The organism is Streptomyces viridochromogenes, from assembly GCF_001270495.1.
Taxonomy (GTDB): domain Bacteria; phylum Actinomycetota; class Actinomycetes; order Streptomycetales; family Streptomycetaceae; genus Streptomyces; species Streptomyces viridochromogenes_A.
In genome coordinates, this window is the sequence record NZ_LGUR01000094.1 from 71,880 (window position 1) to 90,809 (window position 18,930).

At 71.8% G+C, this 18,930-nt stretch carries 17 protein-coding genes and 1 tRNA gene; 7 read left to right on the plus strand and 11 right to left on the minus strand.

Annotated features, from left to right (window positions below):
• Positions 1 to 52: 52 nt before the first annotated feature.
• Positions 53 to 643, minus strand: coding sequence for a TetR/AcrR family transcriptional regulator (locus tag ADK36_RS10375; RefSeq protein ID WP_048581403.1), 591 nt, complete (start codon positions 641 to 643; stop codon positions 53 to 55).
• The gene (locus ADK36_RS10380) at positions 640 to 2,166 is read right to left on the minus strand and encodes a 3-hydroxyacyl-CoA dehydrogenase (protein ID WP_048581404.1); all 1,527 of its coding nucleotides are present in this window, start codon (positions 2,164 to 2,166) and stop codon (positions 640 to 642) included. The genes ADK36_RS10375 and ADK36_RS10380 overlap by 4 nt, the downstream gene beginning before the upstream one ends.
• Before the next feature lie 161 nt (positions 2,167 to 2,327).
• On the opposite strand from ADK36_RS10380, the gene paaN reads away from it, so the two are divergent.
• Positions 2,328 to 4,019 carry a phenylacetic acid degradation protein PaaN gene (paaN, locus tag ADK36_RS10385; protein ID WP_053197064.1) on the plus strand — a complete coding sequence of 564 codons (1,692 nt, stop codon included), beginning with the start codon at positions 2,328 to 2,330 and terminating at the stop codon, positions 4,017 to 4,019.
• Here the strand turns inward: paaN and ADK36_RS10390 are convergent.
• Genes ADK36_RS10390 through ADK36_RS10400 form a run of 3 tightly spaced genes read right to left on the minus strand, consistent with a single transcriptional unit; the run spans position 4,016 to position 6,836 of the window.
• Positions 4,016 to 4,762 (minus strand): TrmH family RNA methyltransferase, encoded by a 747-nt coding sequence (locus tag ADK36_RS10390; RefSeq protein ID WP_053197066.1) that lies wholly within the window; start codon positions 4,760 to 4,762, stop codon positions 4,016 to 4,018. The two genes, paaN and ADK36_RS10390, sit on opposite strands and share 4 nt — an antisense overlap.
• Entirely contained in the window at positions 4,759 to 5,985 is a 1,227-nt protein-coding gene (locus tag ADK36_RS10395; RefSeq protein WP_053197068.1) for an HTTM domain-containing protein, read from the minus strand. Before ADK36_RS10395 ends, ADK36_RS10390 begins: the two co-directional genes overlap by 4 nt.
• On the minus strand, positions 5,982 to 6,836 hold the full coding sequence (locus tag ADK36_RS10400; protein WP_048581408.1) for a DUF5819 family protein: 855 nt from the start codon (positions 6,834 to 6,836) through the stop codon (positions 5,982 to 5,984). Before ADK36_RS10400 ends, ADK36_RS10395 begins: the two co-directional genes overlap by 4 nt.
• Positions 6,837 to 7,039: 203 nt before the next feature.
• On the opposite strand from ADK36_RS10400, the gene ADK36_RS10405 reads away from it, so the two are divergent.
• Positions 7,040 to 8,173, plus strand: coding sequence for an acyl-CoA dehydrogenase family protein (locus tag ADK36_RS10405; protein WP_048581409.1), 1,134 nt, complete (start codon positions 7,040 to 7,042; stop codon positions 8,171 to 8,173).
• Between the two features lie 21 nt (positions 8,174 to 8,194).
• On the opposite strand, the gene ADK36_RS10410 is transcribed toward ADK36_RS10405, so the two are convergent.
• The 4 genes from ADK36_RS10410 to ADK36_RS10425 all read right to left on the minus strand — a co-directional run bounded on the left by ADK36_RS10410 (position 8,195) and on the right by ADK36_RS10425 (position 11,851).
• Positions 8,195 to 8,524, minus strand: a complete 330-nt coding sequence (locus tag ADK36_RS10410) for a rhodanese-like domain-containing protein (RefSeq protein ID WP_030050646.1) — start codon at positions 8,522 to 8,524, stop codon at positions 8,195 to 8,197.
• Between the two features lie 72 nt (positions 8,525 to 8,596).
• On the minus strand, positions 8,597 to 9,499 hold the full coding sequence (locus ADK36_RS10415) for a J domain-containing protein (protein WP_048581410.1): 903 nt from the start codon (positions 9,497 to 9,499) through the stop codon (positions 8,597 to 8,599).
• A 214-nt stretch (positions 9,500 to 9,713) separates the two neighbouring features.
• The gene (locus ADK36_RS10420) at positions 9,714 to 11,171 is read right to left on the minus strand and encodes a DUF2252 domain-containing protein (RefSeq protein ID WP_053197070.1); all 1,458 of its coding nucleotides are present in this window, start codon (positions 11,169 to 11,171) and stop codon (positions 9,714 to 9,716) included.
• A gap of 317 nt (positions 11,172 to 11,488) precedes the next feature.
• Entirely contained in the window at positions 11,489 to 11,851 is a 363-nt protein-coding gene (locus ADK36_RS10425; RefSeq protein WP_048581412.1) for a winged helix-turn-helix transcriptional regulator, read from the minus strand.
• Positions 11,852 to 11,983: 132 nt separating this feature from the next.
• Here ADK36_RS10425 and ADK36_RS10430 point away from each other — a divergent pair, with 132 nt between their 5' ends.
• Complete coding sequence (locus ADK36_RS10430; protein ID WP_048581413.1) at positions 11,984 to 12,634, plus strand: FMN-dependent NADH-azoreductase; 651 nt, start codon at positions 11,984 to 11,986, stop codon at positions 12,632 to 12,634.
• Between the two features lie 378 nt (positions 12,635 to 13,012).
• On the opposite strand, the gene ADK36_RS10435 is transcribed toward ADK36_RS10430, so the two are convergent.
• Positions 13,013 to 14,302 (minus strand): glycosyltransferase 87 family protein, encoded by a 1,290-nt coding sequence (locus tag ADK36_RS10435; RefSeq protein ID WP_078916194.1) that lies wholly within the window; start codon positions 14,300 to 14,302, stop codon positions 13,013 to 13,015.
• Between the two features lie 244 nt (positions 14,303 to 14,546).
• Here ADK36_RS10435 and ADK36_RS10440 point away from each other — a divergent pair, with 244 nt between their 5' ends.
• Positions 14,547 to 14,909 carry a DUF1304 domain-containing protein gene (locus tag ADK36_RS10440; protein ID WP_053197071.1) on the plus strand — a complete coding sequence of 121 codons (363 nt, stop codon included), beginning with the start codon at positions 14,547 to 14,549 and terminating at the stop codon, positions 14,907 to 14,909.
• Between the two features lie 349 nt (positions 14,910 to 15,258).
• On the opposite strand, the gene ADK36_RS10445 is transcribed toward ADK36_RS10440, so the two are convergent.
• Positions 15,259 to 15,342, minus strand: a tRNA-Leu gene (locus tag ADK36_RS10445).
• Positions 15,343 to 15,836: 494 nt separating this feature from the next.
• Here ADK36_RS10445 and ADK36_RS10450 point away from each other — a divergent pair.
• The 3 genes from ADK36_RS10450 (at position 15,837) to ADK36_RS10460 (ending at position 18,921) form a co-directional block, all read left to right on the plus strand.
• Entirely contained in the window at positions 15,837 to 16,721 is an 885-nt protein-coding gene (locus ADK36_RS10450; RefSeq protein ID WP_048581415.1) for an FhaA domain-containing protein, read from the plus strand.
• A gap of 10 nt (positions 16,722 to 16,731) precedes the next feature.
• Entirely contained in the window at positions 16,732 to 17,244 is a 513-nt protein-coding gene (locus ADK36_RS10455; protein WP_048581416.1) for an FHA domain-containing protein FhaB/FipA, read from the plus strand.
• Between the two features lie 90 nt (positions 17,245 to 17,334).
• Positions 17,335 to 18,921 (plus strand): Stp1/IreP family PP2C-type Ser/Thr phosphatase, encoded by a 1,587-nt coding sequence (locus tag ADK36_RS10460; RefSeq protein WP_053197115.1) that lies wholly within the window; start codon positions 17,335 to 17,337, stop codon positions 18,919 to 18,921.
• The last annotated feature ends 9 nt before the right edge of the window (positions 18,922 to 18,930 follow it).

The following is an 18,930-nucleotide window of genomic DNA, read 5'->3' on the forward strand; positions in this document are numbered from 1 at the left end:
TGACGTCGCTCCGACGTTGCCGGAGGCAGCCATCAGCCGGCCTGCAAAGCCCTCAGTGCTCCTTGCGCAGCCCTCCGAAGACCAGCCGCACCACCGTGTCCGCGACCTCGCGTTCGTTCATGCCACGGCCGTCCGGGCGATACCACTCCACGATCGAGTTGATCATCCCGAAGACGAGCCGGGTCGCCAGGCGCACCTCCACGTCGGCGCGCACCTCCCCGTCCGCGGCGGCCGCCTTCAGCAGTGCGGCGACCTGGTGGTCGAAGTCGCGGCGCCGTTCCAGGGCCCACCGCTCGGTGTCGGTGTTGCCGCGCACACGCAGCAGCAGCGTCACATAGGGCAGGTCGCCTATGAGCACCTCGACCATGCGCCGGACGACGTGTTCCAGCCGGTCGGCGGCGTGGCCCACGCGCGCGTGTTCCTCGTCGAGGATCCCGAAGAGCCCGTCGAGGGCGCGGCTGACCGCGCGGCGCAGCAGCTCTTCCTTGCCGGTGACGTGATGGTAGATCGACGACTTGGAGATGCCGGCCGCCTTGGAGAGGTGCTCCATGGAGGTGCCGTCGTAGCCGCGCTCGTTGAAGACCTGCACGGCCACGGAGAGCAGCGTCTCCGGGGTGTATGTGTCGCGCTTGGCGGTGGTCATGAGGTGTTGCCCTCCCGCTTGTCGGAGGCGTACGCGTGGCGGTACAGCGCGAGGGACGGCGCGTAGCGCCCGGAGGGGTCGCGCAGGTGCAGGTCGTCGAGGAGGGCGTACGCCCAGTTGCGGCCGAGCCTGCGACTCCACTCGAAGGGGCCGAGGGGGTAGTTCACTCCCAGCCGCATCGCCGTGTCGATGTCCTCCTCGGTGGCCACACCCTTGGCGACGGCGTCGTGCGCCAGGTCGACGATCCGTGCGACCGTGCGGGCGACGATCATGCCGGGGACGTCGCCGATGACGCTGACGTCCTTGCCAAGCGCCTGGAAGAGACCGGTGGCCTCGGCGAGGGTCTGGGGCGAGGTGTCCTGGGAGGCGGACAGGGCGATCCGGGTGGCCCGGCGGTAGTCGAGGGCGAGGTCGAAGTAGACGACGTCCCGGAACTCCACCGACGTCTGGCCGTCGGCGAGCGCGAGCTGGCCACCGCTCGGCAGCACCAGGCGGCTGCCGTGGTCCTCGTCCTCCTCGCGCACCGGGATGCCCGCCTCGCGGATCAGCGCGAGCAGCTCGGAGGCCGGGCCCAGGTCGCCCTCGGCGACAACGTAGGCGGGCGGCCGGCCCTTCTCCGCGGTGTGCGGCTCGTCGCGCTCGGCGCCCCCGTTCCCGTCGGAGTAGTCGTACCAGCCGTGCCCGCTCTTGCGGCCGAGCCGGCCCGACTCGACCAGGCGCCGCTGGGCGAGCGAGGGCGTGAAGCGCACGTCCTGGAAGAAGGACTCCCACACGGAGCGCGTGACGGACTCGTTGACGTCCTGCCCGATCAGGTCGGTCAGCTCGAACGCGCCCATCCTGAATCCACCGCACTCGCGCAGGACGGCGTCGATGGTGGCCGGGTCGGCTCCTTGCGCCTCGTAGACGGCGAAGGCCTCGGCGTAGAAGGGCCGGGCGATGCGGTTGACGATGAAACCGGGGGTGTCGGCGCAGGCGACCGGCGTCTTGCCCCAGGCCCGTGCCGTCTCGTACGCGCGCGTGGCGTACGTGACGTCGGTGGCGAACCCGGAGACGACCTCGACGAGGGGGAGTAGCGGGGCCGGGTTGAAGAAGTGCAGGCCCACGAAGCGGCCGGGCAGGCGCAGGGCGCCGCCGATCGCCGTGACGGACAGCGACGAGGTGTTGGTGGCGAGCAGACAGTCCTCGCCGACGATGCCCTCCAGCTCCCGGAACAGCTCCTGTTTGACGTCCAGGCGCTCCAGGACGGCCTCGACGACCAGGGCGCAGTCCGCGAGGTCGGCGAGCGACCCGGCGGGCAGCAGCCGGGCGCGGGCGGCGTCGCGGTCGGCGCCGGTGAGACGGTCCTTCTCGACGAGCCGGTCGAGGCGGGCGCCGATCGCGTCGGCCGCGGCCTGGGCGCGCCCTGGAGCGGCGTCGTACAGCCGTACGGGATGGCCCGCGATCAACGCGACCTGGGCGATGCCCTGGCCCATGGTGCCGGTGCCGACGACGGCCACGGGGCTGCTGAGGTCGAGTGCTGTCATGTGCGCGATCCTCCCGCACGGGGTTTTCCACAGATGCGGCGGACCCCCTTGAACCGACCGATCGTTCGGTTACTCTAACTCTGACCGCCTGTTCCTGCCCATGTTTCTGCCCCAGGTCATGAGCTCAACGGAGAGCTCTGGAAACGAGGAGTTGGTCCCGCATGGCCGCCGAACTGACCGCCCACGAGCTGATCGCCAAGCACCGGCCCACCCTCGACCAGGCGCTGGAGGCGATCCGCACCCGCGCGTACTGGTCCCCGCACCCCGAGCACCCCAAGGCCTACGGCGAGAACGGCAGCTTGGACGCGGCGGCGGGCAAGGCCGCCTTCGACGCACTGCTCGGAGGCCGCCTCGACCTCGGCCAGGCCGGCACGGACGGCTGGGTGGGCGGCGAGACCTCCCCGTACGGCATCGAGCTGGGCGTCGAGTACCCGCACGCGAACATCGACGAGCTGCTGCCCGCCATGCGCTCCGGCATGCGCGCGTGGCGGGACGCGGGCGCGGAGATGCGCGCGGTGGTCTGCGTGGAGATCCTCAAGCGGATCAGCGACCGGACGCACGAGTTCGCGCACGCGGTCATGCACACCTCCGGCCAGGCCTTCATGATGGCCTTCCAGGCGGGCGGCCCGCACGCGCAGGACCGCGGCCTGGAGGCCGTGGCGTACGCGTACGTCGAGCAGGTCCGCACACCCGACGCGGCGGAGTGGACCAAGCCGCAGGGCAAGCGCGACCCGCTCGCGCTCAACAAGCAGTTCACGCCGGTCCCGCGCGGCATCGCCATGGTCATCGGGTGCAACACCTTCCCGACGTGGAACGGCTATCCGGGCCTGTTCGCCTCCCTCGCCACCGGCAACGCGGTCCTGGTGAAGCCCCACCCGCGCGCGGTGCTGCCGCTCGCGCTGACCGTGCAGGTCGCGCGGCAGGTGCTCACCGAGGCGGGCTTCGATGCGAACCTGGTCGCGCTGGCCGCCGAGCGGCCGGGCGAGGGCATCGCCAAGACCCTGGCCACCCGCCCCGAGATCCGGGTCATCGACTACACCGGCTCGACCGTGTTCGGCGACTGGCTGGAGTCCAACGCCCGCCAGGCGCAGGTCTACACGGAGAAGGCCGGCGTCAACACGGTCGTCGTCGACTCGACGGACAACTACAAGGGCATGCTGTCCAACCTGGCCTTCTCCCTGTCCCTGTACAGCGGCCAGATGTGCACCACCCCGCAGAACCTGCTGATCCCCCGCGACGGCATCCGCACCGAGGAGGGCCCCAAGACCTACGACGAGGTCGTCGCCGACCTCGCCCGCTCGGTCGACGGCCTCCTCGGCGACGACGCCCGCGCGAACGCGCTGCTCGGCGCGATCGTCAACCCGGACGTCAAGGCCCGTCTGGAGGCCGCGGCGGGGCTGGGCGAAGTCGCCCTCGCCTCCCGGGAGATCGCGAACCCCGAGTTCCCGGACGCGGTGGTCCGTACGCCGGTGATCGTGAAGCTGGACGGGGCCAAGCCGGACGACGAGGCCGCCTACATGAGCGAGTGCTTCGGCCCGGTGTCGTTCGCCGTGGCGGTGGACTCGGCGTCGGACGCGGTGGAGTTGCTGCGGCGGACCGTGCGGGAGAAGGGCGCGATGACCGTCGGGGCGTACACCACCGACGACGAGGTCGAGGGCGCGATCCAGGAGGTCTGCCTGGAGGAGGCGGCCCAGTTGTCGCTGAACCTCACGGGTGGGGTGTACGTCAACCAGACGGCCGCGTTCTCCGACTTCCACGGGTCGGGCGGCAACCCGGCGGCCAACTCGGCGCTGTGCGACGGGGCGTTCGTGGCGAACCGGTTCCGGGTGGTCGAGGTGCGTCGGGAGGCCTAGGCCCGAAGCGCGCCCCCGGTGAGACTCCAGTGGTACAGCGTCATCGCCACGCTCGTCGCGAGGTTGTAGCTGGAGACCTGGGGGCGCATCGGCAGGGACAGCAAATGGTCGGCACGCGCGCGTAGTTCGGCCGACAGGCCACTTCGCTCCGATCCGAAGGCGAGGACGGCGTCGTCCGGGAGCTTGATGCCCCGGATGTCGTCGCCCTCCGGGTCCAGCGCGAAGACCGGGCCGGGCGGCAGCTCGTCCACGTCCAGCCGCTCCACCGCCGTCGCGAAGTGCAGTCCCGCCCCGCCGCGTACGACCGCGGGATGCCAGGGGTCCAGCGTGCCGGTGGTGACCACGCCGGTCGCGCCGAAGCCGGCGGCCAGGCGGATCACCGCGCCCGCGTTGCCGAGGTTGCGGGGGTTGTCGAGGACCACGACAGGAGCGGTGCGGGGGCGGTGCGCCAGCTTCTCCAGGTGGGCGGCGCGAGACGGTCGTACGGCCAAGGCGGCCACCGCGGTGGGGTGCGGGCGCGGCACGAGCGCCGTGTAGGTCGTCTCCGGGACCTCGGTCAGGAGTGCGGCCAGGGCATCCCGTACGTCCGGCGCCAGTTCCTCGGCGAGGGCGAGCGCGGCGTCCCGGTCGACGGCGACCGCCACCGGGATCTCCGCTCCGAAGCGCACGGCGTGCTTGAGGGCGTGGAAACCGTCGAGCAGCACCGAGGTGTCGGCAAGCCTGTTCCACGAGGTCACGGTCATGCCGTGAAGCCTACGTGCGCGTGCTCGGGGTTCTCCGGGGTGCGCGGTGCGGGGAGCTCCGTAGGGTCGTCCCCGCGCTTCGTCAGACGCGACAGGCCGCCACGCGCGCGTGCGGCCCAGTCGCCCAGGCGGCGCAGGAACGACGTCGGCAGGAAGACCGCGTCCGCCGCGATCATCGCCAGCGAGAAGAACGGCAGTCCGAGGACGACCGCGATCACGGCGTGCTCGGTGATCATCGCGGCGAGCAGGACGTTCTTGACCCGCCGGTTGAACAGCGTGAACGGGAAGGCGACCTGCACGATGACCGTGCCGTAGGTGATCAGCATCACCATCGTCCCGCTCGACGACAGCAGCTCGGCGAGACCGGGCCAGGGCGAGAAGTAGTCGAGCTGCAGCGGGTAGTGGACGGCGGTGCCGTCCTGCCAGCGGGAGCCCTGGATCTTGTACCAGCCGGCGGTCGCGTAGATCAGACACGCCTCGGCCATGATCACCAGCAGGGCGCCGTTGTGCACGATGTTGCCGACGACGTCGAGCAGGATGCGGGGCTCGGGGGTCGTCGCGCGGCGGCCCACGATCCACCACACGGCCTGCGACAGCCAGACGCCCCACAGGATCACCGGCACGGTCAGGTCACCGTCGAGGCGGCCCGCCACCGTCACCGAGACCAGCGCGGCCCCGAGCACGCCCCAGAGGGCCGGGCCGAGCCGGTCGGGCCGGGCCCGCTCGCCCCGCGCGCGTGCCTCGCGCGCGAGCCCGGCCCGGCGCTCGTCCAGCGACCAGACCCGGCCGCAGCGCGTGAACACGAGGTAGACGCACATCAGGTGCAGGACGTTGTCGCCGCCGTCGCCCATGAAGATGGAGCGGTTCTGGAGCGAGAGCACGCCCACCATGAACAGCACGGACATCGTGCGGGTGCGCCAGCCGAGCAGCAGCAGCACGCTGGTCAGGACGGCGAAGGCGTAGACGCTCTCGAACCAGAACTGGCTGTTCGACCAGATCAGGGCGGTGAAGGAGCCGTTCGTCCCGATCAGCTGCTGGGCCAGGTCGAAGTCCCAGGGACCGTCGGGTCCGTACAGCTCCTGGCGGTGGGGGAACTCGCGCAGCAGGAACAGCAGCCAGGTCGCGGTGAAGCCGATGCGGATGACGGCCGTCTGATAGGGGCCGAGGGCGGACTCGGTGACCCGGGCGATGGCCGCGGAGATCGCGAGGGCGAAGCGGTTCACCGGGCACCCTCCTCGGCCCCGCTGACGGCTCCGACCCCGCCCGCCCTGTCTGTTTTGCTCGCCTTGTCCGCCGACACCGACCACCATGGCAGCATCCGGTAGGTCGGCTTGTCCGAGACCTGCTCGTCGCTCCACTTCGGCGGGCGCACATTGGTGGTGCGGGAGCGGACCTGGACGCGTTCGAGAGCGCCGCCCTCGCCGGCCGCGTTCGCCCGGTCGAGGCGCAGCTCCACTATGTGCCGCAGATACGTCTCGGACAGGGCCCCACGCAGGCCCACGGGGCGGTTCTGGGCGTCATGCGTGGCGACGAAGAAGTCCCAGGCCCGGCGCAGCTCGTTCTGCTGGGTGTGACTCGGCAGCAGATTGCCGTCGATGGCCCGGCCGTCCTGGGCCGAGAGGTCGTACCAGCCGGTGGTGCGGGTGCCGCCGTCGGCCGTGCCGACCTGGGCGCGGACCTGCACCGCGATGTTCTGCTGCAGCGGGTTGGGGGCGAACAGCTTCCAGTTCTGTTCGAACTCCGGGTATATCCAGTCGTCGATCGCCTTGCCGTGCTGCTTGGTGACCGTGTTCGGCGGGGCGACATGCAGAAAGACCATGCCGGTGTGGACACAGACCGCGATGGCCACGACCGCGAGGGCGAGGGCCGCGCCGATCTGGTACCGCAGGGAGAGGGCGGCCACACCGGTGCGGGGTTCGAGGGCCGACGGGGCGGCAGCGGCGGGGGAAGCAGGAGGAGCGGGAGAAGTGGGGGAAGCAGGAGGAGCGGGCGAGGGCGCGACGGCGGACGGGGTGTCCCGCGGCTCCTCCCCCGGCCCGTGACGGGCGGCCGAGCCCGCGTCGTAGGCGTCCATGCTGCCCCGTTCCCTGATTCCGGTTCGTCTTCCCTCAGCGCTCGCACGGGAACGGTACTCAGGCCCACCCGCCGGGCACAGCCCCTGTCGGGCCGCCGTTGCCCACACCTTACGGGGGTCCGACGAGGACCATTCCCTTCTTCTAGAACCTGTTCTATCTTGACGCTCCGTCAGATCGCCGTGCGTGTGGAAGGGCAGGGACCGTGGACTTCACCTTCACCGAGGAGCAGCAGGCGGCGGCCGAGGCGGCACGCGGGGTGTTCGCCGGGGTCGCGCCGGACGCGGTGCCCTCTCCCGCGCTCACGCCGGGCGCCGTCGCCGACGACTTCGACCGTCCGCTGTGGGCCCGGCTCGCGGACGCGGACCTGCTGAGCCTGCTGCTCGCGGAGGAGCACGGTGGAGCCGGCCTCGACGCCGTCGCCCTGTGCCTGGTGCTGCGCGAGTCGGCGAAGGTACTGGCCCGGGTGCCGCTGCTGGAGAGCAGCGCGGCGATGGCCGCCGTCCAGGTGTACGGCGGATCCGAGCTGAAGGCCGGGGTGCTGACCCGGGCGGGGCGCGGTGAGGTCGTACTGACGGTCGCCGCGCACGGCCGCACCGGCCACGACCCGGCCGAGCTCGCGGTGACCGCCCGGCAGGACGGTACGGGGTGGGTGCTGGACGGGGTGCAGACCGCCGTGCCCTGGGCATACGGCGCCGATCTCGTCGTCGTGCCGGCCCGTACGGCCGCCGACCGGACCGTCCTCGCACTGGTGCCGCGCGCCGCGGAGGGGGTCTCGCTCGCCGAGCAGTTCTCGACCAGCGGGGAGCGGCTCGGGGAGCTACGGCTGGACTCGGTACGGCTCGCGGCGCGGGACGTCCTGGACGCCGAGGGCGCCTGGGAGTGGCTGCGGGAGCTACTGGCCACCGGCACGTGTGCGCTGGCGCTCGGGCTGGGTGAGCGGGTGCTGGGGATGACCTCGGACTACGCGAGCAAGCGGGAGCAGTTCGGGCATCCGATCGCCACGTTCCAGGCGGTCGCCGTGCAGTCCGCCGACCGTTACATCGACCTGCGCGCGATGGAGGCCACACTCTGGCAGGCCGCGTGGCGGATCGCGTCGGGGGCACCGGGGTCGCTGCCCGCCTCGGGAGACGTGGCCGTGGCCAAGATCTGGGCCTCGGAGGGCGTACGGCGGGTCGTGCAGACGGCCCAGCATCTGCACGGCGGCTTCGGCGCCGACGTCGACTATCCGCTGCACCGGTACCACGCCTGGGCCAAGCACCTGGAACTGGCGCTCGGCCCGGCGGCGGCCCACGAGGAGGCGCTCGGGGACCTGCTGGCGGCACATCCGCTCAGCTGACCTGCGGCCCCGGGGTGTGCCCTACAGCACGTACCCCGGCTGCCCCTCGTCGTCCAGCACAGGGCGTCCGACCGCCGCCCACACCTGCATACCGCCGTCGACGTTCACGGCGTCGATGCCCTGCTGGACGAGGTACATCGCGACCTGCGCCGAACGCCCGCCGGAGCGGCAGATGACATGGACGCGGGCGTCCTGCGGGGCGGCCTCGGTCAGCTCGCCGTAGCGGGCGACGAACTCGCTGATCGGGATGTGCAGCGCGCCTTCGGCATGACCTGCCTGCCACTCGTCGTCCTCGCGGACGTCCAGCAGGAAGTCGTCGGCCTTGAGGTCGGTGACCTCGACTGTGGGCACGGGAGATCCGAAGTTCATGGCTCCGACGCTACCTGACGGGCGCGGGGCGTTGGAGGGCTGTCTCCGCACCGCCTAGCCGAGCAGAGCCGCCAGCTCCGCTTCCCGCTCCGCCACCTGGGCCAGGAGCTGGTCGGCGATCTCGTCGAGGAGGCGGTCGGGGTCGTCCGGGGCGAGGCGGAGCATCGCGCCGATCGCGCCCTCCTCCAGGTCCTTCGCGACCAGCGTGAGCATCTCCTTGCGCTGGGCGAGCCATTCGAGGCGGGCGTAGAGCTCCTCGGCGGGGGTGGGGCCCTGCTCCTTGGGCACCGGTCCGGCGGCCCACTCCTCGGCCAGCTCCCGCAGCAGCGCCTCGTCACCGCGGGCGTACGCCGCGTTGACGCGGGTGATGAACTCCTCGCGCCGGGCACGCTCGGCCGTTTCCTGGGCGAGATCGGGATGGGCCTTGCGGGCCAGCTCGCGGTAGAGCTTGCGGGCCTCGTCGCTGGGCCGCACCCGCTGCGGCGGCCGTACCGGCTGGTCCGTGAGCATCGCCGCGGCCTCCGGGAACAGCCCCCCGCCGTCCATCCAGCCGTGGAACAGCTCCTCGACGCCCGGCATCGGCAGCACCCGGGCGCGCGCCTCGTCGGCCTTGCGGATGTCCTCGGGGTCGCCGGTGCGGGCGGCCGTGGCCTCGGCGATCCGGGCGTCCAGCTCGTCGAGGCGGGCGTACATCGGGCCGAGCTTCTGGTGGTGCAGCCGGGAGAAGTTCTCCACCTCCACGCGGAAGGTCTCCACGGCGATCTCGTACTCGATCAACGCCTGCTCGGCGGCCCGCACGGCCCGCTCCAGCCGCTCCTCGGGCCGCTCGGCCCCGTCCTCGGCCGTCACCTGCGCCTCACCACCTCGCTCAGCTCCACCGGCGGGCACCTCGGCACCGCCCCGCGTCCCCGCGTCAGCGGGCTCGGGCTGGGACTGCTCAGCTTCCGGCGTCGTCACCCGACCAGCGTAGGCCACGGGGGACTGCGTCAGCTGAGCCGAGTCCGGGCACTGCCGCTGGGACGGCACTGGCGTCGTCGCGGGCCTGCTGGGGCTGCCGCCCCGGACCCCGCTTCGGCCCTGAAGGGGCCTCGTCCTCAAACGCCGGACGGGCTGACTGGCGCCGACGGGCGTCGAGAGGCGAAGCCTCTCGTCCGCACCAATCCGCACCAGGTCACACCCCGACCTCCGCCGCGATCCGCCCGGCCCGCACCGCCGTGACCAGCGCGCTGTGGTCCGCCTCCGTGCGGTCGGCGTAGGTGACGGCGAACGTGGCGATCGCCTCGTCCAGTTCGTCGTTCTTGCCGCAGTAGCCGGAGACCAGTCGGGGGTCGGCGCTGTGGGAGTGGGCACGGGCCAGGAGGGCGCCGGTCATGCGGGCGTAGTCGTCTATCTGGTCGGCGGCCAGCGCGGCCGGGTCGACACTGCCCTTGCGGTTGCGGAACTGGCGTACCTGGAAGGGAAGTCCGTCGACCGTCGTCCAGCCCAGCAACACGTCGCTGACCACCTGCATGCGCTTCTGGCCGAGTACCACGCGCCGCCCCTCGTGTTCCGCCTCCGGCGCCTCGAAGCCGGCCGTCACCAGATGCGGGACGAGGACCGAGGGGCGGGCCTCCTTCACCTGGAGGACCAGTGACTCGCCCCGGTGGTCCAGGAGCAGGACGACGTACGAGCGGGTACCGACGCTGCCCGTGCCCACCACACGGAACGCCACGTCGTGCACGGTGTGGCGGGCGAGGAGGGGATGACGGTCCTCGGAGAGCGTGGTGACGTAGCTCTCCAGCGACGCCGCCACCGCCGCCGCCTCCGCGTCCGGTACCCGGCGCAGTACGGGCGGCGCGTCGACGAACCGGCGGCCGCCGTCCTCGGTCGGCTCCGTCGACTTGGCCGCGAAGCGCCCGCTGGTGTTGGCCCGCGCCTTCTCCGCGACCCGCTCCAGCGTGCCCAGCAGATCATGGGCGTCGGTGTGCGATACGAGCTCCTCGTCCGCGATCGCGTTCCACGCGTCCAGCACCGGAAGCCTGGCCAGCAGCCGCATGGTGCGCCGGTAGGCACCGACCGCGTCGCGCGCCGCCTTGCGGCACCTGTCCTCGTCCGCGCCGGCCTCCCGGCCCGCGAGCACGAGCGAGGTGGCGAGCCGCTTGAGGTCCCACTCCCAAGGGCCGTACAGCGTCTCGTCGAAGTCGTTCAGATCGATGATCAGGCCGCCCCGCGGGTCGCCGTACAGGCCGAAATTGGCCGCGTGCGCGTCGCCGCAGATCTGGGCGCGGATCCGGGTCATGGGGGTGCGGGCGAGGTCGTACGCCATGAGCCCCGCCGAACCGCGCAGAAACGCGAAGGGCGTCGCCGCCATCCGGCCGACCCGGATCGGGGTGAGCTCGGGCAGCCGGCCGAGGCTGGACTCCTCGACGGCGGCCACGGCGTCGGGGCGGTCGGCGTCGAGATCGAGAAGGGCGTGCTCACCGCGCGGCACCCGCCTGCGCAGCGCCTTGCCCTCCTCCTTGGGCGACCCGCCACCGGGCCACTCGGCGAAGCCGCGCACGCGGGGCAGCCGACGCGCCGCGGATTCCGACGACGACTGCGCTGCCCCCACGGCCGCCTCCGCCGTAGCTCCGGCACCGACCTCGGTCATATCGACCGCCTCCCCCGCTCCCGCACGACCACCGACACGAACATCAACTCGTGCCGACGTTACAACCGGTGGCCGAAACGCGTCAGACCCTGTGGACAACTCCGCCCCTGTGGACAACTCCGCGATTCCGGAAGACACGGTTGTGGAAACCTGACTGGCGACGCCCGGCTGTGGAAAACCCGGTCATGGAAGATCCGGCGGCGGAACGCCCGGCCACGGAAAATTCCGGTCCCGGAAGACCCGGTCGCGGAAGACCCGGTCCCGGAAGACCCGGTCCCGGTAGACGCGGCCGCGGAAGACCCGCTAGGAGAGCGACCTCAGCAGCCTCCCGACCGCTCCCCGTCCCCCAGATACGCCTTCGCCCACTCACCCAGCTCGGTCAGCGCGGGCCCCAACGCGGCGCCCGCATCCGTCAGCCGGTACACCACCCGCAGCGGCGGCCCCTCGTAGACCTCGCGCACCACCAGTCCCGCGGCGCCGAGCTCGGTGAGCCGGTCGGAGAGCATGCGCTCGCTGATGCCCGGAACCGCCCGGCGAAGGTCGACGAAGTAGGCCGGCCCTGCGGTCAGGACGGACACGATCGGGCCGGTCCAGCGCTTTCCGAGCAGCTGGAAGACCTGGGTGATCGCCGCGTCGACCCGCTTGCACGGCCCTACGTCGTGACTCTGCTCGCCCGCCATGCCTCTCAGGATACTGCCCTCTCGTACGGGGGTGAAAAAAAGTAAGTGACTGTGTTATCCATAGTCGAGTACGAATTTTCAGTCCCTGCGGGCAGCTGTCCGGGCCCGCTCCCATCCCCTCTGGAGACCCTCATGGCAACGCTCCTGCACATCGACTCCTCGGTCTTCCCGGCCGACGCCTCCTCCTCCCGGGCGGTCGCCGACGCCTTCCGGCGCACCTGGCACGAACAGCACCCCGAGGGCACGGTGATCCACCGCGACCTCGCCACGGACCCCGTGCCGCACATCACCGCCCACGCGCACACCGCCGGTTTCTCCGATCCGGCGACCCACACCCCCGAGCAGGCCGCCGCGTTCGCCGAGCGGGTGCGGCTGATCGAGGAGCTGGAGCGTGCGGACGCGGTGCTGATCGGCGCCCCGATGTACAACCTGACGATCCCGTCGACGCTGAAGGCCTGGCTGGACAACGTGGTCCTGTTCGGCCGTACGGCGGGCGACGCCCAGTCGGTCAAGGGCACCCCGATCACCGTCGTGGCCAGCCGCGGCGGCGCCTACGGGCCGGGCACTCCGCGCGCGGGCTACGAGTACGTGCAGAACTACCTGACGGCGGTGCTGGCCGACTTCCTCGGCGCCGACCTCGACTTCATCGTCCCGGAGCTCACGATGGCCCCGGCCGACCCGGGGATGGCCGACCTGGTCCCGCTCTTCGAGGCCTCCCGCGAGCGTGCCCTCGACGAGGCCGCCGCGAAGGCGAAGCAGCTGGCCCAGCGGCACGCGGCCTGACCGCGTCGGTGGCCACGCGCGCGTGGAGCCCCGCTCGGACGGCCCGGGCCCTACGCGCGCGGGCCTACGCACGCGTGGCGGGACCTACGCACGCGTGGCGGGGAGTCGACCACCACACCGGGCACCCGGCCTCACCAGCCTGCCCCGGAGTCGCCGACTCCCCGCACCGTCACACCGGTTGAGGAACCCGTTGAGGAACCGGTCGACAACCCCGTCGAGAGACCCGGCGGGTCCCCAGCCGGTTGCTGCCCCGTGGCCCCCTGCCCCATCGACGGCAGGCACAGCGCCACGACCAGCCCCACCACCGCGAGCACGGTGACCCGCGCCAGATGCGCGCCCCGGCCTCCGGTCACTCCCCCGAGCCGCGTTCCTCGCCCCTCACCCACGACCGACCCCCACCAGCCGGCCGGCCCGGCGAGCAGCCGTCAGCAGTTCCGTACGCCGGAACCAGGCGGCCAGAACGAGCGGGTAGACCAGGTACCCGAACCGCGTCGCCGGGATCAGGCACATCGCCAGCCCCAACCCGATCGCCAGCCGGTCCGCGGCCGCGACGACGGTCCGCGGCGGACGTACCGCCAACGACACCGCCACGCCGACGGCGGCGGCCGCGAGGGCGGCCATGGCGAGGACGGAGCCGCCGGGGACGTACGTGGCCAGCAGGTACCCGGGCAGTGGGCTGGCCGCCGGAGAGCGCACGTCGCCCTCACCGAGCGGGAAGAGCACCACATGCTCGACGAAGGCGTGCGGATCGGCCAGGGCCACCGGCACCACGGCCAGCGCGGCCACCAGCACGGCGACGGCACCGGCCCGCAGGGCGGCCCGACGTCCCGCGGTCACCGCGAGCAGCACCAGCCCCACCGGCAGCAGCGGCCAAGCCGTCCACTTCAGCGCGGCCGCGGCCCCCATCGCCAGCCCCGCCGCCGTACCCGACCCGCCCCGGCCCGCCAACGCCAGCCCCAGGCACATCAACCCGATCACCGGCAGGTCGACCCCGCCGACGACCAGCGGCAGCGCCACCGCGGGGAAGGCCGCGAGGAGAAGCGCGGCACGTGCGCACGACTTCCCTTCCGCCCCAGGGGAGTTGCACCCGGCGCGCCGTGCGGCGACCAGCATGCTCACCAGGAACACCGCGGAGAACCACACCCGGGCGTCCGCGATCGGCGCGCCGCCGAACAGCGCGTGGGGTATCCCGAAGAGCGCCATGCCGGGCAGGTACGGGTTGTAGTCGTCGAGGTCGGCCGGATGCGGCACGTAGGGGCTTCCGGAGTCCAGCAGCAAGCCGCCCGAGTGCTCGACGACGTGCACCTCCGACTGCGCGGCCCCCACCGCGATCACCAGCGCCAGCGGGACCACGACGGATCCGAGCAGCGCGGCGACCGCACCGCGCCCGCTCCAGGGGCGCGGCGACCGACGGGAGAGCTCCGCCGCGACCGCGTACCCGACGGCGGCGCAGACGCCCCAGATCCGGTGCGGGGTGAGGGTCGTGACCAGGGCCAGCGACAGCGCGAAGACCGCGCATCCGAGCCAGAACAGCACGTCGAGGCGTGCGCCGAGAGCACGGAGAGCCGGTCGGGACGGCTTACGGCCGTCCTGGACGGGCACCTGCCGGGCGGGGACGGTGCCGCCGGGCCGGACTCCGGCGACGACGGAGAGTGACTCGGTTGGCATCGGTGGGCTCCTCGGGGAAGGGGAGCTCCAATCTCGCGCCGAGGCACCGTCGGCCACCTCGGCCGAACGGTCACCGTTCGTAGCCCTCCCAGGGACCCGCTCAGCCGAAAGTCCGACCGCGCCACCGGGCCACCACGGCACCGCGCCACCGGGCCACCAGGCGACCGGCCGACGGGACGACGGGGCGACGGCCAGGGCCAGGGCCACCGAACCGCCGCCCACAGCTCACCGGCACAATCACCGCATGCATACGCTCTCTGTCGTCCTCGTCGCCCTCATGGCGCTGCTGCACGTCTACATCCTGGTCCTGGAGATGTTCCTGTGGCAGCGCGGCCCGGGCCGCCGCTTCTCCGGCTTCGACGCCGAGATGGCCCGCTCCACCGCGGCGCTGGCGGCCAACCAGGGGCTCTACAACGGCTTCCTGGCCGCGGGCCTGGTCTGGGGCCTGATCGCCGACGACCCGACCGGCTACCGCGTCCAGATCTTCTTCCTGTCCTGCATCGTCGTCGCGGGCGTGTACGGCGCGGCCACCGCCAACCGCCGCATCCTCTTCGCCCAGGCCCTGCCCGCCGCAGTGAGCCTCGCCGCGGTCACCGCGGCCGGCTGAGTCCCGTCCCCGGGCGCTTCCGGAGGAGCAGAAGCGTCATCCCGTACTGGGCCGCCGTACCGATGATCACCACGCGACCGGAGCCCCGGTACGGATCAAGGACGAGGAGGACCACTACCGCAGAGGCATGTCGGTCATGGCCAGAGCGGCCCAGCAGGCGGAGCCCGCATGGCTGGAGGAGGCACTGCGCGAACTGCGGGAGTGAGAGAGAGGACACACTCCGGCGCCACGCCGAAGATCAACAACCGGCGGCCGACCGCATGTAAGCATCATCACACCGGGGCCCGATGATCATCCCGAGAACGCCGAAACGGGCTCACCGTAATCACGGTGAGCCCGTTTCGCTGTGTGCGCGAGGGGGGAGTTGAACCCCCACGCCCTTGCGGGCACTGGAACCTGAATCCAGCGCGTCTGCCTATTCCGCCACCCGCGCATTGGGTGTGTCCTCGGGCCCTTCCCTTGCGGTCCGGCGCCTTCCGACACGCAGAACATTAGCACGCCGTCCAGGGTGGATTCACATCCCTTATCCCCAGGCAGCCGCCGTGCAGCCGCCCACCAGCGCAGTCGGCGCAACCCACCCGGCGACGACCGATCCGCGGCGCCCTCCGCTCCGTATCAACGAGTACCTGTTCACGTATCAACCTCGTACCGGTACCGCTCATCTCCCCAGGAGCCGGTCGGGGTCCACAGTCAGGTGCGGGACACTGGACTTCGGCCCCCTCTACGATCCATGGCAAGACTGTGTCCCTGAGGAGTTCGAAGGGGAGCTCCACAGGGAACTTCGAGGGCGTCGACACCCGTCGACCGTGCCGACAGGGGGAACCAGCCGATTCACCGGCGCGTGGATACGATCAGTAAGCAGTACCAGGTAAGGCAGTGCCCGCCCGGCGGGATGCAGGACGAAGGCAACGACGGAGGAGGTGCCCCATGGGAGTCCTGAAGAAGTTCGAGCAGCGTCTCGAAGGTCTGGTCAACGGCACCTTCGCCAAGGTGTTCAAGTCCGAGGTCCAGCCCGTGGAGATCGCGGGAGCGCTCCAGCGTGAGTGCGACAACAACGCCACCATCTGGAACCGCGACCGCACGGTCGTCCCCAACGACTTCATCGTGGAGCTGAGCACGCCGGACTACGAGCGGCTGAGCCCCTACTCGGGCCAGCTCGGCGACGAGCTCGCCGGCATGGTCCGCGACTACGCCAAGCAGCAGCGCTACACCTTCATGGGACCGATCAAGGTCAACCTGGAGAAGGCCGACGATCTCGACACCGGCCTGTACCGCGTGCGCAGCCGTACGCTCGCCGGCTCCACCGACCAGCAGAGCGGTGGCAGACAGGCTCCCGCCGCTCCCCCCGCCCCGGCCGGGCGGCCCGGTGGCGCCCAGGGCCAGGGCGGCTACGGCTATCCGCCGGCCGCCTCGCCCGCGGGCGCCCCGCCCATGCCGGCCGCGCCGCCCCCCGGCGGCCGCCCCGGTGGTTACGGCTACCCGCAGTCCGCGGGCGGCCAGCGACCCCCCGCCGCACCCGCGGCCGGTGGCCGCACCCGCTACTGGATCGAGATCAACGGCACCCGCCATCAGATCTCCCGCGCCACGCTCGTGCTGGGCCGCAGCACCGACGCCGACGTGCGGATCGACGACCCCGGCGTCTCCCGCCGGCACTGCGAGATCCGGACCGGAACGCCCTCGACGATCCAGGATCTCGGGTCCACCAACGGCATCGTGGTGGACGGGCAGCACACCACCCGCGCTACGCTCCGCGACGGCTCGCGGATCGTCGTGGGCAGCACCACCGTTATCTATAGGCAAGCCGAAGGGTGAAGCGGGGGCAATGTCAGAGCTGACCCTCACGGTCATGCGGCTGGGTTTCCTGGCCGTCCTGTGGCTGTTCGTGATCGTGGCCGTGCAGGTCATCCGCAGCGACCTGTTCGGTACGCGTGTCACGCAGCGCGGATCGCGCCGCGAGGCCGCCCGGCCGCAGCAGGCCGCACGACAGGCGGCGCCGCCTCAGCAGCGCGGCCAGCAGGGCGGCGGCCGCCAGCGCCGTAACGCCCCCAGCAAGCTGGTCGTGTCCGAGGGCACCCTGACCGGCACCACCGTCGCGCTCCAGGGCCAGACCATCACCCTGGGCCGGGCGCACGACAGCACGATCGTGCTGGACGACGACTACGCCTCCAGCCGGCATGCCAGGATCTACCCGGACCGCGACGGCCAGTGGATCGTCGAGGACCTGGGCTCCACCAACGGCACGTACCTCGACCGAACGCGGCTCACGACCCCGACACCGATTCCGCTGGGCGCGCCGATCCGCATCGGCAAGACCGTCATCGAGCTGCGGAAGTAGTACGACAATGAGCGAGCGGAGCGAGCACGCAGCGGCGGCCCCCACCAGGGGCCCCGGCGCGCTCCCGACCGGAGGGTGGGCACCGTGCGGATGTACCCGGAGCCGACGGGCGAGGTGCGCATGAGTCTGTCACTGCGCTTCGCCGCCGGATCGCACAAAGGCATGATCCGGGAGGGCAACGAGGACTCCGGATACGCCGGACCCCGCCTGCTCGCCATCGCCGACGGCATGGGCGGCGCCGCGGCCGGCGAGGTCGCCTCCTCCGAGGCCATCTCCACCATCGTCGCGCTCGACGACGACGTCCCCGGCTCCGACATCCTCACCTCGCTCGGTACGGCCGTACAGCGCGCCAACGACCAGCTGCGCGCCATGGTCGAGGAGGACCCGCAGCTGGAGGGCATGGGCACCACGCTCACCGCCCTGCTGTGGACCGGGCAGCGCCTCGGCCTCGTCCACGTCGGCGACTCGCGCGCGTACCTGCTCCGGGACGGCGTCCTCACGCAGATCACGCAGGACCACACCTGGGTGCAGCGCCTCGTCGACGAGGGCCGCATCACCGAAGAGGAAGCCACCACCCACCCCCAACGCTCCCTGCTGATGCGGGCGTTGGGCAGCGGCGACCACGTCGAGCCGGACCTGTCCATCCGCGAGGTGCGCGCCGGCGACCGCTACCTGATCTGCTCCGACGGCCTCTCCGGCGTCGTGTCCCACCAGACCCTGGAGGACACCCTCGCCAGCTACCAGGGCCCGCAGGAGACCGTCCAGGAGCTGATCCAGCTCGCGCTGCGCGGCGGCGGCCCCGACAACATCACCGTGATCATCGCCGACGTCCTCGACCTGGACACCGGCGACACCCTGGCCGGGCAGCTGTCCGACACCCCGGTCGTGGTCGGCGCGGTCGCCGAGAACCAGCAGCACCACCTGCACGACAACGGCATCATGCAGACCCCCGCGGGCCGTGCCTCCGGGCTCGGCCGCCAGGTGCCCGGACAGGGCGGCGGGGGCGGCGAGTTCGGCCCGCCCGGCTCCGGCGACACCACCGGGTACGTCCCGGCGGGCAGCTTCGGCGACTACACCGACGACGACTTCGTCAAGCCCGGCCGTGGCCGCAAGTGGCTGAAGAGATCCTTCTACTCGGCCCTCGCGCTCGCCGTCATCGGCGGCGGCCTGTACGGCGGCTGGCGCTGGACGCAGACGCAGTACTACGTGGGCGCCAACAACGAGCACGTCGCCCTCTACCGCGGGATCAGCCAGGACCTGGCCTGGGTCTCGTTGTCGAAGGTGGAGAAGGACCACCCCGAGATCGAACTCAAGTACCTGCCGCCCTACCAGCAGAAGCTCGTCGAGGACACGATCACCGAGGGCGGCCTGAAGGACGCCCAGACGAAGATCGACGAGCTCGCGCTGCAGGCCTCCGCGTGCAAGAAGCGGTCCGAGCAGCAGTCCGCCGAGAGCGACAAGAACTCCCGGACCGGCGAGGGCGAGGCCGGAGGCACCACGGGAACCACCCGTACCTCCCTTACGTCCAAGGCGACACCGACACCGAACCCGTCGGCGTCCACCAAGTCCCCGCCCCCGTCCACCTCCCCGACACCGACTGCGACTGCGACGCCAAGCCCCGGCCCCACTCTCTCGGAGGAAGAGCAGAAGGTCGTCTCGAACTGCGGTACGCAGTAGGCAAGCCGT

Bases quoted from the DNA above. Each gene is read 5' to 3' on its own strand.
- ADK36_RS10375 (WP_048581403.1), bottom strand. From the start codon at position 643: ATGACCACCGCCAAGCGCGACACATACACCCCGGAGACGCTGCTCTCC.
- ADK36_RS10380 (WP_048581404.1), bottom strand. From the start codon at position 2,166: ATGACAGCACTCGACCTCAGCAGCCCCGTGGCCGTCGTCGGCACCGGC.
- paaN (WP_053197064.1), top strand. From the start codon at position 2,328: ATGGCCGCCGAACTGACCGCCCACGAGCTGATCGCCAAGCACCGGCCC.
- ADK36_RS10390 (WP_053197066.1), bottom strand. From the start codon at position 4,762: ATGACCGTGACCTCGTGGAACAGGCTTGCCGACACCTCGGTGCTGCTC.
- ADK36_RS10400 (WP_048581408.1), bottom strand. From the start codon at position 6,836: ATGGACGCCTACGACGCGGGCTCGGCCGCCCGTCACGGGCCGGGGGAG.
- ADK36_RS10420 (WP_053197070.1), bottom strand. From the start codon at position 11,171: ATGACCGAGGTCGGTGCCGGAGCTACGGCGGAGGCGGCCGTGGGGGCA.
- ADK36_RS10425 (WP_048581412.1), bottom strand. From the start codon at position 11,851: ATGGCGGGCGAGCAGAGTCACGACGTAGGGCCGTGCAAGCGGGTCGAC.
- ADK36_RS10430 (WP_048581413.1), top strand. From the start codon at position 11,984: ATGGCAACGCTCCTGCACATCGACTCCTCGGTCTTCCCGGCCGACGCC.
- ADK36_RS10435 (WP_078916194.1), bottom strand. From the start codon at position 14,302: ATGCCAACCGAGTCACTCTCCGTCGTCGCCGGAGTCCGGCCCGGCGGC.
- ADK36_RS10440 (WP_053197071.1), top strand. From the start codon at position 14,547: ATGCATACGCTCTCTGTCGTCCTCGTCGCCCTCATGGCGCTGCTGCAC.
- ADK36_RS10450 (WP_048581415.1), top strand. From the start codon at position 15,837: ATGGGAGTCCTGAAGAAGTTCGAGCAGCGTCTCGAAGGTCTGGTCAAC.
- ADK36_RS10455 (WP_048581416.1), top strand. From the start codon at position 16,732: ATGTCAGAGCTGACCCTCACGGTCATGCGGCTGGGTTTCCTGGCCGTC.
- ADK36_RS10460 (WP_053197115.1), top strand. From the start codon at position 17,335: ATGTACCCGGAGCCGACGGGCGAGGTGCGCATGAGTCTGTCACTGCGC.